The organism is Ruegeria sp. HKCCA6707, assembly GCF_013033515.1.
GTDB lineage: Bacteria > Pseudomonadota > Alphaproteobacteria > Rhodobacterales > Rhodobacteraceae > Ruegeria.
The window spans coordinates 65218-78171 of sequence record NZ_WQEG01000013.1 but is presented as its reverse complement, the minus strand read 5'-3'; the positions used below and the strand labels follow the sequence as shown (position 1 = coordinate 78171).

Annotated in this window: 11 protein-coding genes, 1 tRNA gene and 2 pseudogenes; 11 read left to right on the top strand and 3 right to left on the bottom strand. The window is 55.2% G+C overall.

Features of this window, described 5'->3' with window-relative positions; all coding sequences use genetic code 11:
• The first annotated feature begins 75 nt into the window (after positions 1-75).
• Positions 76-152: transfer RNA gene (locus tag GOW40_RS20370), tRNA-Met, on the top strand.
• 83 nt (positions 153-235) lie between these two features.
• Here the strand turns inward: GOW40_RS20370 and GOW40_RS20365 are convergent.
• On the bottom strand, positions 236-688 hold the full coding sequence (locus GOW40_RS20365; RefSeq protein ID WP_171133632.1) for a hypothetical protein: 453 nt from the start codon (positions 686-688) through the stop codon (positions 236-238).
• Between the two features lie 119 nt (positions 689-807).
• Between GOW40_RS20365 and GOW40_RS22275 the strand changes: the two are divergent.
• The 9 genes and pseudogenes from GOW40_RS22275 to GOW40_RS20320 all read left to right on the top strand — a co-directional run.
• Positions 808-1215 (top strand): annotated as a pseudogene (locus GOW40_RS22275) (DUF695 domain-containing protein); the annotation flags it as partial.
• Between the two features lie 6 nt (positions 1216-1221).
• Positions 1222-1566 carry a ribonuclease E inhibitor RraB gene (locus GOW40_RS20355; RefSeq protein WP_256367883.1) on the top strand — a complete coding sequence of 115 codons (345 nt, stop codon included), beginning with the start codon at positions 1222-1224 and terminating at the stop codon, positions 1564-1566.
• A 564-nt stretch (positions 1567-2130) separates the two neighbouring features.
• Entirely contained in the window at positions 2131-3252 is a 1122-nt protein-coding gene (locus GOW40_RS20350; RefSeq protein ID WP_171133635.1) for an SRPBCC family protein, read from the top strand.
• Positions 3249-4784, top strand: a complete 1536-nt coding sequence (betC, locus tag GOW40_RS20345) for a choline-sulfatase (RefSeq protein ID WP_171133636.1) — start codon at positions 3249-3251, stop codon at positions 4782-4784. Before GOW40_RS20350 ends, betC begins: the two co-directional genes overlap by 4 nt.
• Complete coding sequence (locus tag GOW40_RS20340; protein ID WP_171133637.1) at positions 4781-5572, top strand: SDR family NAD(P)-dependent oxidoreductase; 792 nt, start codon at positions 4781-4783, stop codon at positions 5570-5572. Before betC ends, GOW40_RS20340 begins: the two co-directional genes overlap by 4 nt.
• The gene (locus GOW40_RS20335) at positions 5572-6504 is read left to right on the top strand and encodes a 3-keto-5-aminohexanoate cleavage protein (protein ID WP_171133638.1); all 933 of its coding nucleotides are present in this window, start codon (positions 5572-5574) and stop codon (positions 6502-6504) included. The genes GOW40_RS20340 and GOW40_RS20335 overlap by 1 nt, the downstream gene beginning before the upstream one ends.
• 11 nt (positions 6505-6515) lie before the next feature.
• Positions 6516-7934 (top strand): aminobutyraldehyde dehydrogenase, encoded by a 1419-nt coding sequence (locus GOW40_RS20330; protein ID WP_171133639.1) that lies wholly within the window; start codon positions 6516-6518, stop codon positions 7932-7934.
• Positions 7934-8665, top strand: a complete 732-nt coding sequence (locus tag GOW40_RS20325; RefSeq protein ID WP_171133640.1) for an SDR family NAD(P)-dependent oxidoreductase — start codon at positions 7934-7936, stop codon at positions 8663-8665. The genes GOW40_RS20330 and GOW40_RS20325 overlap by 1 nt, the downstream gene beginning before the upstream one ends.
• Positions 8665-9597 carry a 3-hydroxyacyl-CoA dehydrogenase family protein gene (locus tag GOW40_RS20320; protein ID WP_171133641.1) on the top strand — a complete coding sequence of 311 codons (933 nt, stop codon included), beginning with the start codon at positions 8665-8667 and terminating at the stop codon, positions 9595-9597. The genes GOW40_RS20325 and GOW40_RS20320 overlap by 1 nt, the downstream gene beginning before the upstream one ends.
• On the opposite strand, the gene GOW40_RS20315 is transcribed toward GOW40_RS20320, so the two are convergent.
• Positions 9557-10876, bottom strand: a complete 1320-nt coding sequence (locus tag GOW40_RS20315; protein WP_371731876.1) for a GlxA family transcriptional regulator — start codon at positions 10874-10876, stop codon at positions 9557-9559. The two genes, GOW40_RS20320 and GOW40_RS20315, sit on opposite strands and share 41 nt — an antisense overlap.
• A 58-nt stretch (positions 10877-10934) precedes the next feature.
• On the opposite strand from GOW40_RS20315, the pseudogene GOW40_RS22265 reads away from it, so the two are divergent.
• Positions 10935-11595, top strand: a pseudogene (locus tag GOW40_RS22265) (integrase); the annotation flags it as partial.
• Positions 11596-11715: 120 nt separating this feature from the next.
• On the opposite strand, the gene GOW40_RS20310 reads toward GOW40_RS22265, so the two are convergent.
• Entirely contained in the window at positions 11716-12765 is a 1050-nt protein-coding gene (locus tag GOW40_RS20310; RefSeq protein WP_171133642.1) for a LacI family DNA-binding transcriptional regulator, read from the bottom strand.
• Between the last annotated feature and the right edge of the window lie 189 nt (positions 12766-12954).

The window sequence follows — 12954 nt, the reverse complement described above, 5'->3', positions numbered from 1 at the left end:
CCGGGAGAGTAGGTCACCGCCAAACCTAGTAAAAGCCCAAACCTCTCTAATACGAGTAAACAAATCTGACACTGACGCGGGATGGAGCAGCCCGGTAGCTCGTCAGGCTCATAACCTGAAGGTCGTAGGTTCAAATCCTACTCCCGCAACCAGCGTCGGAATATCTCAAAAGCAGCCCGTTCAGACTAAAATTGATCCCCCGGATCAATTGCTTAACGTCTTCACCTCGTCAGGCTCATAACCTGAAGGTCAGAGGCTCAAATCCTACGCCCGCGACCAGCATGGTCGAACAAGCCGCCGAAAGGCGGCTTTTGTTGTTCTGCACCAACCCAATCATCGCCGACACGGCACCTTCAAGTCCGATTTGCACTTTATCCAACTCATGCTGGATCGTGACAGGTTCGATCAGGCCGCGGATGGCCTCCGGTGCTCTTGTACGGATCGACGGATCCGACAAATCTGTGACCTCGGAGCGATGGAGTTCGGACAGATTTGGGTTTCGTTGCAATGGTGAGGGCGCAGGTTCGGAGGGCTTTGCATCCAGATTTGCAATCTGCATTTCGAGATATTCAAGCCAGGCCTTAAGACTTGGGGTTCGAATGGCTTCTGTAATCGCGTTATGAAATCCATTCAGTTTGCGCGCGGCTTTGTCACGTTCGGATTGCAGGCAAGTCCGGGTTGCCTGCACTGCGCCTGCTTCTGCGTTAGCAGCTTGCCCTGTCTGACGTCAGGATTGGCTCAAGATCGTTGAAAGTTCCTCTCTGACACTTACTGTAACGACGCCATTAGAAAGGAGCGTCTGAGACAATGTCACCAGACAGATCGACCGACCGCTGGGATTTCTACTCCTGCGAGATTGAGGGCAATCCGCATTCGACAATGGTCAATCTCTCATTGTTTGTTATTGCACCAATGCCGAAACTTAACATTTTTCACTGCTTACAAATCACGTTGAAGCACCCTAGTCCCGAACATGGAATGACGACAAACTAAGAGTTTCAAACCGTAAGCAAAATGGAGAATTTGATGGAACGTTGTGAAACTGGGGACTTAAAGTACATCGCTCGTCAAACTGGTGGCGGGAAGCGCAAATTTTACTTTTATGCATCCCCAGTATTTGATTTCATCTCAATTGCCGATGTCTTTGGCCAAGCTTTTCCAGCCTACGAAATGACCACATTCAAATTTGAGGACACCGACTGGCAAACCTATTTTGAGGACTTGTATCCAAATGCGATTGCATTGAACGAGATTTCAAACCGATCAGTATTTCTTCAGCTTGAGGCAAATGGCGACAATTTGGACATTCCGCGCACAATTGACCACACGATTATCTTTAAGAACCGCGATCAGGCGATGGAGTTTTCAATGATTGCTGAAGGAAGAGGCTTCACCGTTGAAATCAAATCAAGTGGTATCTTTAGCAAGACTTATGATCTTCTTATTCAAAGGGTAGATTCGCCGTCTAGGTTTGATCCAATCACGTATGAACTGAAAGAACTGGCGGCGGGCCTTGGCGGATCATATGACGGTTGGGGCTGCTTGGTGCAGAAATCGAGTGATTGATAGCAGACATTACTTCCCAATCCGGCAATGGCAGGTTTGCCCGCTGCGCTCGCAACATCTCGACTGATCGATGAAGGGCAGCTTTGGGCCGCTAAATCTCAATAACTTCCGCAATTGCCAATGCATCCTCGAGCTCAACACCAAGATACCGAAAAGTGCTGTCTATCTTGGTGCGCCCAAGCGATAGTTGAACTGCGGTAGGTCGCGAAGGTTCTCGGCCAATTCGAGTCGCACCCGTATCGCCGGACATGGTTTGGTTCCAGTGGCCGTTTCTGGCCAAGGATACGTCTTTTGCTCCAGGCTAGACGAAGGGCGCGAATGGCCGGTAAGTTTGATGTTTGCATGACTGATCCTCCGATCCGCCACGCCCTTCCACGACGACAACCCGGCGCTGACACAAAGACATTTTCACATTGTGTTTCGTAGCTTCGGTCGCTGAAACGGAACCTTTGAAGTGAAGCATCCAATTAGAAGAAGGCTTCTGAAAATGTTAAAGAGGTGGCCAATTTAGTTAAGCCAACTTGACCCACATTCATACTATCTCTCCAACGATGGGAGGACAAAATGAAAGATGACGCTACCATCTCTGTTGGCTACAACGATGATCCGGCCCGTTCATTTTCACTTAAGGCCGAGGCTTATACCGACGCGAAATGGTTCGATACGGATCTCAAAGCTGTCATTGCAAAGACTTGGCAATGGGTGTGCCACGTCGAAAAAACGCGTGATCCGGGGGCCTTTGTGACCGTCAGTATCGCGGGCCATTCAATTGCGGTTGTGCGCGATAAAGAAGGCACGTTGAGAGCGTTCTATAATGTCTGCAAGCATCGCGCTCATGAGCTTTTGTCTGGAGAGGGCAGCACGACGCGGATCATGTGTCCCTATCATGCTTGGGTCTACAAGTTAGATGGTCAATTGACCCGCGCGCCGCACACGGAAAACCTGGTCGATTTCGACCCGGCTGAGATTTGCCTGGATGAAGTACTTGTCGAAGAGTTCTGCGGATTTGTGTTCGTGAACCTTGATCGGGCTGCACGGCCTTTGGCAGAACAGTCCGGCGATCTTGAAACCGAGATCCGTCACTGGGCCCCGGACGTCGAACAACTGACTTTTGGGCACCGCTTGACCTACGACATCAATTCCAATTGGAAGAACGTCGTAGATAACTTTCTTGAATGCTACCATTGCCCCACAGCGCACAAGGATTTCTGTGACCTTGTGGACATGGACACTTATAAGGTGACCACATACGGCATTTATTCCAGTCATATGGCAGACGCAGGTCAAAACGCCAACAGCGCTTATGACGTGTCGAATGCAACCGTAAAGACCCACGCGGTTTGGTGGCTGTATCCCACGACGTGCCTGATGCGCTACCCCGGGCGCTCCAGCATGATCGTGCTGAATATCATTCCCGTGGGCCCTGACAGAACGTTGGAAACCTACGATTTTTTCCTGGAGACGCCAGAGCCTGATGCGATGGAGCTGGATGCAATTCGTTATCTCGACGAGGTCCTGCAAGTGGAGGACATCAACTTGGTCGAAAGCGTTCAGCGTGGCATGAACACGCCCGCGTTTACCCAAGGCCGTATCGTGCACGATCCAGACGGTTCAGGGAAATCGGAGCATGCTGTGCACCATTTTCACGGGCTTGTTCTGGATGCCTATGCCAAAGGTGCAACGTGACGCGGCCCAATATCCTGGTGATCATGGCGGACCAACTGGCTCCGCATTTCACTGGAACATACGGGCACAAAACCGCCAAGACACCACATCTGGATGCGCTTGCCGCGCGAGGCATGCGGTTTGACGCGGCGTATTGCAATTCGCCGCTTTGCGCACCGTCACGGTATGCATTCATGTCGGGTCAATACATCAGCCGGATTGCCGCGTATGACAATGCGTCCGAATTCAAGGCGTCGGTGCCGACCTTCGCTCATTACCTGAAAACCTTGGGCTACCGTACCTGTCTCTCCGGCAAGATGCATTTCGTAGGTCCCGATCAGATGCACGGCTTCGAGGACCGCGTGACCACCGATATTTACCCTGCGGATTTCGCCTGGACGCCGGACTGGGAAACACCGGACGAACGGATCGACAAGTGGTATCACAACATGCAGACCGTGAAGGAAAGCGGTTTGGCCCATGCGACCTTTCAAATCGACTACGACGACGAAGTCGCCTTCGCTGCCAAGCGTTGGCTCTTTGATGCTGCGCGAGACAGGGCACAGGGCCAAAGGGCGCCATTTGCGATGGTGGCCAGCTTCATCCACCCGCACGATCCCTATGTGGCGCGGCCTGAATGGTGGAACCTCTATTCAGATGATGACATCGACATGCCAGCCTTTTTGCCTGCGCTTGAGGATCAGGACCCGTTTTCGCGGCGCTTGATGGACGGAATCGAAGCGGCGTATGTGCCGCTAACAGACGAAGAAGTGCGCCGTGCGCGCCGCGCCTACCTGGCCAATGTCAGCTATTTTGACAGCAAGATTGGTGAGCTTATTCAAACGCTCGAAGAAACGGGCGAGTTGGACAATACTGTCGTCATCGTCACCGCAGATCATGGCGATATGCTGGGCGAGCGAGGCCTGTGGTACAAGATGAACTTCTTTGAACACTCCGCCCGCGTGCCTCTGGTGGTCGCAGGTCCAGATGTCGCCATTGGCACAGTCCAGAATGCCGTATCTCTGGTCGATCTGTTGCCTACGTTTATTGATTTGGCGGGCGGTGATGCGTCGATGTTGGGCGAGCCGATTGATGGGCGCAGTCTTGTCCCACTGATGCGGGGGGAAGACGACCCAATTGACGAAGCGATCGGCGAATACTGCGCTGAGATGACAGGATATCCGGTCATTATGATCCGCAGAGGGCCGCTCAAATACATTCACTGCGACAGCGATCCGCCGCAGCTCTACGATCTGAGCAATGATCCTATGGAAACGCGCAATGTGGCTGCGGCTCCGGACTATGCCGATGCAGCGTCGGACTTCGCCGAAGAGATCGCCGCGCGATGGGATGGCGCAGCGCTGCGCACTCAGATCATCGCGACCCAGAGGTCGCGGCGTGCCTTGCATGCCGCGATGGAGGCCGGGGTGAGTGCACCTTGGGATTATAACCCGCCGAGCGATGCCAGCCGGCAGTATGTCCGTAACCATATGGATTGGACTGTGGCCGCGAAGCGCTACCGCTATCCCCCTTTGAAGGACGAAGTAGGATGAAACTTGAAGGAAAGATTGCTCTGGTCACGGGCGCACGCGGCGGGATTGGGCGAGCAATCGTCGCGCGGTTCGTCAAGGAAGGGGCAACTGTTTACGCAGCAGATCTCACGCCCGAAGGATCGCTCGACGCGCATGTTGACGATGGCGTCTTCGTGAAACTCGACGTCACCCAGGAAGCTGACGCTATTGCCGCGATGGACCAGGTTCGCGAAGCGCATGGCAAGCTTGATATTTTGGTCAATGCTGCAGGGATCGAGATCGAGAAAACGGTCGAAGACACAACGCTTGAGGAATGGAACCAGAGTTTTGCCGTGAATTCGACGGGCACGTTCCTCACCTCGAAATACGCGCTGCCGTTGATGCGCGAGGCCGCAAAGTCGGGCAGCAGCGCGAGCCTGATCAACTTCGGGTCCTATGACGGCTTTATCGCCGACCCCGGTCTGGCGGCCTATTGTGCAACCAAAGGCGCGGTGCATGCTTTGACGCGCGCGATGGCCTGCGATCACGGGCCTGAAGGCATCCGCGTCAATGCGATCTGCCCCGGCTATATCGACACGCCGATGCTGCAAAGCTTTTTTAACGGCGATGGCTCGGGTGGCGGCGGAGGCAGTATTGAAACGCTGCAGAAAGCTGTACGCGACGTCCACCCGATGCGCACCTATGGCACGCCGGAAGACATTGCCAACCTAGTGAACTGGCTTGCCTCGGATGAGGCACGCTATGCCTCGGGTCAGCTTTGGGTGCTTGATGGCGGGCTCTCTGCGCAAGTTCAACAGATGAAACTCTGATGCCCAAGCCCGTCATCATAACGTGCGCTCCAACGGGTGGAATTCACACGCCGTCCATGTCGCCCCATCTGCCGATCACACCTGCAGAGATCGCAACGGCCAGCATTGAGGCAGCAGCAGCTGGCGCCTCAATCATCCATTTGCATGCGCGTCACCCAGAGACAGGAAAGCCCGATCCGCGGCCCGAGCTGTTCGGTCAATTCTTGCCCGTCATCAAGCAATCAACCGATGCCGTCATCAATGTCTCCACCGGAGGCGGTCTCGGCATGTCGATGGACGAGCGGTTGTTGGCTGCCACGTCTGCCAGTCCAGAGATGGCCAGTCTGAACATGGGCTCGATGAACTTTGGCATATTCCCGATGTTACAAAAGTACACGGAGTTCCAGTTCGATTGGGAACGTCCCTTCCTTGAAATGACCGAAGACTTCATCTTTCCCAACACCTTCAAGACGATCCGCTACGCGATTGAAAAATTGGGGGGGGATCATGGCACGAAGTTCGAATTCGAGTGCTACGATCTGGGCCATCTCTACAACGTGAAATGGTTCGTGGATCAAGGGATCATCAAGCCACCTTTCTTCATCCAGATGGTCTTTGGCATTTTAGGCGGCGTGGGCGCCGATCCAGATCACCTCGCCCATATGCACAACACCGCGAACAAACTCTTCGGGCCTGACAACTTTGAATGGTCTGTGCTCGCTGCAGGACGACACCAGATGCCCTTCGCGACCCAAAGCGCGATGCGAGGCGGCAACCTGCGTGTCGGACTGGAAGACAGCTTGTTCATCGGCAAGGGCGAGCTTGCCACGTCCAACGCGCAGCAAGTCCATCGCATCCGCAGCATAGTTGAAAACCTGGGCCTGACCATCGCCACGCCTGACGAAGCGCGTGCGCGTCTGGCACTGAAGGGCGGTGATCAGGTCGGGTTCTGAGGGAGAAACACATGCAAACGAAAATGCTGATCAACGGGGAAATGGTCGAAGGCACAGGCGAGGTGCTGGATGTGTTGAACCCGGCGACGGGCGCAGTGATCGGAGCTGTGGCAGAGGCAGGCTCTGAGCAGATCGAGGCGGCAACACGCAGCGCCGCAGAGGCATTTGACACGTTCGCTAGCACATCGCCAGCCGAACGCTCCGCGATGCTGTTGCAGATCGCTGACGTGATAGAGGCACACAGCCAAGAGCTGGCTGAGTTGGAAAGCCTTGATGTCGGCAAGCCTTGGCCCTCAGCCCATGACGATGAGATGCCGCTGACAATCGATGTCTTCCGTTTCTTCGCGGGCGCGGCACGTACGATGATGGGGTCTGCGGCCGGGGAATATGTTGCTGGCCACACATCAATGATCCGCCGCGACCCGGTCGGACCTGTGGCAGCCATCGCGCCGTGGAACTATCCGCTCATGATGGCGTCATGGAAGCTGGCCGCGCCAATTGCCGCAGGATGCTCTGTGGTTCTAAAACCCTCTGAAATCACACCTTTGTCGACATTGCGTCTTGCAGAGCTGCTGCTGGATGTATTGCCCAAAGGCGTGTTGAACGTGATCCACGGACGCGGGCCAAGCGTTGGCGATGCTCTGATCAACAACCCACGGACGGAGGCGATTACCGTCACCGGCTCGCCCGCTACCGGGATGGCGGCGATGCGGGCGGCGTCAGAACAAATCCGCCACGTGCATTTGGAGCTGGGTGGCAAGGCTCCGGTGATCGTGTTTGAGGATGCCGATGTCGATGCTGTGGCCGAAACGATCCGCTATGGCAGTTACTTCAACGCAGGTCAGGATTGTGCGCAACCCTGCCGCGTGATGGCGGCGGATGGTGTTTATGATAGACTTGTGAGTGCCATTCAAGAACAAGTCGGTCAGATACAAATCGGTGCGCCAAAAGCTGAAGGAACCGAAATGGGCCCATTGGTGTCAGCGGCGCAACGCGATCGCGTTGCTGGTTTCGTAGACCGTGCTCGCAGCGCTGCCGAAATTGTCTCAGGCGGAGCGGCAGGCGACGGAGATGGGTTCTTCTACGAACCCACAGTCATCGCCAATGTCGACAATGATGCAGAGGTTGCCTGCAATGAGGTCTTTGGTCCCGTTGTCTCGATATCGCGGTTCTCTGACGCGGATGAAGCCTTGAGGATCGCAAATTCAGGCAGCTACGGCTTGGCCTCATCGGTATGGACCCGCGATGTCGGACGCGCCATGCAGATGACTTCTAAACTGCGTTATGGTTTCACTTGGGTGAACACCCACGGGGTTGCGACGCCCGAAATGCCCTGGGCCGCCATGAAGGGGTCTGGCACGGGCAGCGACATGTCAGTTTACGCGCTCGACGCCTATACCGCGATCCGCCACGTCATGGTTGCGCACTGATGCGGTTGGCAGGCAAAAAAGCGTTTGTCACGGGTGGTAGACAAGGCATCGGCCGGGGGATCGTTGATGCGTTTTTGAACGAAGGCGCGACAGTGACGACCTGCGGGCGCGGCGCTCGGCCAAAGGGATTGCCACCCGAGGTCACTTGGCTCGCCTTGGATGTGTCTGATCCATCGGCTGTGAATGCGGTCGCCACTCCAACGGATATTCTGGTCAACAACGCTGGTGTTCAGGTCGAAAAAACCGTAGCTGACAGCACGGATGCCGACTGGGATCAAGTGATGGGCACCAACGCGCGCGGTGTGTTCAACTGTTGCCGTGCCTTTATTCCCGTGATGCCAAAGGGCGGCTCGATCATCAATATCGGTTCGATCTCAGGCAATGTAGCCGACCCGTCGATGGCGCTTTACAATGCGTCCAAGGCATTTGTGCACGGGTTGACGCGCTCTATCGCCGTGGATCACGGACCGGACATTCGTTGCAACGCGATCTGCCCAGGATGGATTGAAACCGGCATGTTGGACGCAGGTTTTGAACTGGCCAAAGACCCCAAGAAAGCAAAGCAGGATGCGCTCGTGCGTCACCCGGTCAGGAGGTTTGGCAAACCCGCTGATATCGCTGCGATGGCTGTCTGGCTGGCATCAGAAGAAGCCGGATTTGCCACGGGACAACTCTTTACTGTCGATGGCGGTATGACCGCGGCATCGCCTCTAAATCCCGGTTTGTTCTGATGGGCCAAATTGAACATATAGCAGTCTTGGGCGCTGGGGTCATAGGCGCGAGTTGGGCCGCTCTGTTTCTTGCGTCCGGGCGCAGTGTCGCCGTGTTCGACCCTGATAAAGGCGCCGAAGCCGCCGTGCGCAAATACGTCGAGACGGCATGGCCTGCGTTGGAAGAGCTTGGATTGACCGAGCGGGCGAAACCCGATGCCTTACGCTTTGAGACCAGCGCGGGCCATGCGGTTGATGGTGCGCAGTTCGTGCAGGAAAACGTGCCAGAGAGACTGCCAATCAAACATGAAACCTATCAGGAAATCGAACCCCGGTTGGAGGTGGGAACGATCGTGTCCAGTTCAACCTCTGGTCTGACGTTGGAAGCCCTGCAGGAGGGCTGGAAAGATCCAAGCCCATTCATCCTTGGACACCCCTTTAACCCACCGCACTTGATCCCATTGGTCGAACTTACGGTCAACGCTGCAACAGGGGTGAGCGTCTTAGATCGAACCGAAGCCTTCTACCAGGACATCGGCAAAGTGACGATCCGCATCAAAAAAGGCATGCCCGGACATGTCGCAAATCGGCTGCAAGCGGCCATCTGGCGTGAGGCTGTGCATATGGCTGTCGAGGGCGTCGCCAGCGTCGAAGATATCGACAAGGCAATGTGGGCCGGGCCTGGGTTGCGATGGGCGGCGATGGGTCCGACAACCTTGTTTCATCTCGGCGCGGGGGAAGGTGGCCTCCAAGCCTTTTGTGACCATTTCAAGGATACATTCAACGGCTGGTGGGATGACCTTGGCGACCCGCGACTGGACGACAATAGTATCAAGCTGTTGGTCGATGGCATGGCGGCCGCATCTGAAGGAAAAAGCCCGGCAGAGCTGTCCGCGCAGCGGGACAAAATGCTTACGGCGATGCAGATGGCGACGCGTCCGCTCCGCTCCTGAGATCTGGTTTGTACATTGGCCAAGCGCGGAACTCGAATGGCACGCGCCCGTCGATCCGATCTGCGCTTGGTGATAAGCCAAACCGTTGATGATAGGCGCGGCTGAAATGGACTTGGCTGTTGAACCCAGATGCTGTTGCGATCTCACTGAACTTTAATTCAGTTTGCGTGACGAGCCCACGCGCTCGGTCCAAACGAATATCGCGGTAATAGGCGACAGGTGATTTGCGCACGTATTGATGGAACAATCGGCTGAGCTGACGTTGCGAGACTTCCACTCTTTCGGCAATTTTGGGTATTGAGAGCGTTGTCTCCAGATGCGCTTCCATCAAGTCAATGGCGGCGCGGACAACGCCAGATGTGACATAGCCCATCGGCTCGACCACCTTGGGATTTTGCGACAGACCTTCGCCGCGTACCTCATGATGAAACAGATATCGCGCCGTCGCGTTTGCGACGCTGTCGCCGGCCACAGAATGAACGAACCGCAGTCCGGCATCAGTCGACGCTGTGCCGCCGCAACAGGTGAAAATACCTTCGTCCTGCACGAACATGTTCTCGGACACGGTTGTATCCGGAGCAATTTCGATGAAAGCGTCGATATGTTCGTAGTGTACTGTCGCTGTTTTGTTCTTCAGCAAGCCCGCCTTCGCAAGAATAATCCCGCCTGTGTCCAATCCACCAATGATCGCACCAGACCGCTGCCACCTTTGAAGCGCAGTGCAAAGCGCGCGCGACGCATAGCGCTCGGGTGTCCAGCTCGAACTTACGAGAACGAGCCAAGGCTTGCGTTCATAGTCGTCTCGCCATTGTGCTGTTTCAATTAGCATCCCACTGCTGGTCTCAACCCCGCCGCCATGTTCCGAGACGAGCTTCCACGAAAACCTGTTCGTCCCGGACAAGTAGTTAGCCACACGAAACGGATCAATGAACGATGTCGTTGCAGAGACATTAAAATGCGGTGTTACAATGGCGAGTATTTCATGTTGGATTGAGATCGGAATAGACATGGCTGATTTTGTGAAATCATGTCCAAATTTGTCAATTGAAATTCGCTTATTTTGCGATCGCGGCGAGTGCCGCTTTTTGGGCGATCCCCGTCGCAACGTGGACGGCAGATGCTGTGTGCTCGTCAATGCCGTGCTTCCTCCAAGGCCTGCACCGAGCCATCTGCGTAAATTCGACTTTCTCGCTGCGCGCTCGCAGCACAGATTCTGCCGAGTCCGCATCGTCTTGAGCACCGTATTGTGGCGAAAAATGAGGCCGTTCGTGCCGGACACGGCGAGACTTCGTCAGGTATACGTTCATCCAATAAGCTCTGAATGTTAACCGTTGATGATGTATGGGCTTGGAGCGAGGATCGAAGGGCATATCAAGCCAAGAGTACAACTTCCCGCAGTCGCAAAAACGCAGAGCTTGGATAAACGGTCGGATCACCGGTCAGAAGGACTTCTACTTCCAAAACAAGCCTGGGCGATCCGTACCCGACTCGAACTCGCAGGTAACTTGCGCGATTTTACACTGTTCAATGTCGCCATCGACAGTAAATTGCGAGGCTGCGATTTGGAATGAGTATCTGTAACCAATCTGGTCAAGAAACAGCGCGTCCGCGAACGGGTTTCAGTGATCCAGCGCAAAACCAAGCGTCCAGTTTCGTTCGATCTGACCGAGATTACGCCGGGTACCGTTTCCGGCTGGGTTTGTTCGCCCGAAATGATCGGCTGGCCATTTATGTTTACACACCGGTTTAAAGACCGACCTCATATTTCTACGCCAATATGGCCGACGAGTTGTGGAATGGCTGACTGCGATTGGTCAGGAGCCAAGCGGATACGGCACCCATTCAACCCGCCGAACTAAGGCTGCGGAGATCTAGCGAAAGGCTGGAAATCTCTGAGCCGTACAGATCTTTCTTGGACACAACAACGTCGATGGCACTGTGCGTTGCTGTGGCGTCGAGTTGGAAGATGCGCTGAACCTTGCTGAAAAAATCGACATCCAAACGGTATTGGCGGACGGTCGATGTTGTTTGTCAATCTGGACCAACCCTACGACAACGCTGCAGAAGTTGACCGAGCAGAGCACAGGAGAACGGGATTTTTTTCGCTGGGTCTGATCATCACGCGAAGGTCGCGCCGGTGATGTTCTCGCGAGTGATTACGCCGGTCAGGATCGGGCTGGGTTTGAAGTCGCGCTTCTCGAGATACGAGACCAGCGCCTCGACGGTTTGCTCGGCGACAATGCGAACGTTCAGATGGATCACAATATCCATCGTGCCGTCCAGAAGATATGATTTCGTGCGCGATGTCAGGTTATGGCCAATGAAGACGACTTCATCCGCGGCGTCTTCGTCTTTCAGAGCACGTGCGACACCCTGATGCCCGCCACCAACATTGTAGATGCCGATAATGTCGTCTCTTTCGCTGATGGCTTTCCGGACTCCCTGATAGTTACCCTCGGCATCGTCTTGCCCGTTAACGACGATGGCCTCGCCGATATGGGGAAAGTCCTGCCGCAGGCAGGCGCGAAACCCGATCTCGCGGTCCTCGTGCACGCGGTAGAGTTCACCTCCGGTGACAACCAGAACAGACCCAGATTGCCGTGTGAGACGCCCCATCAGGTACCCGGCAGTGCGACCGGCGGCGCGATTGTTGATGCCGATATAGCCGATCAGGGCTGGATGCTCCAAACCAGACATGATGGTGAGCGCAGGGATGTTGAGCCGCGCGAGAGATTCAACTGCGTCGTGCACACGCGGATCGTCAAGCGCCTGAAACGCAACCGCCTCAACGCCTTGTCCGGCGCACGCGTGAAGCTTTCTTGCCAGTGAAGCCGGTTCCAGTTTCTTGGTGAAAACACATTCGATGGTCGCGTTACCGCGTGCACCATAATCCTGAAGACAGTCGGCCAAAAGATCAGTCGATGGACCGGCCTCTCCGGGCAGGAATACTTTCAAGCGCCAGGGCCGGGGGCGCGACCCAATCGCTGTGCCTGCCTCTATTGCGCGTTTGGCCTGAATAACACGCTGCCGGGTGGATTCACCCACATGCGCGCGATTGTTGAGCACGCGGTCGACTGTGGCGGTTCCGACTCCCGCAAGTTTGGCGATCGCTGAAATCGTCGCCCTTCTTGGTACATGTATGTCACCTGAACCAGACAAGTTTTCCATCAAATCACATCAAATTCGGCCAAACTGGCGAGTTTAGTACCTCAATCAACATCAATTCATCGACTTAATGCAAGTTCTTGTTGCCAACGAGAACGCCCGGTTAGGATCATCCACCCCAATCAACAAGCCGTTAACTGGGCACAGGGAGGCACACAAGAATACTGGCGAGCACAGCGGAGGTTGCTGTCC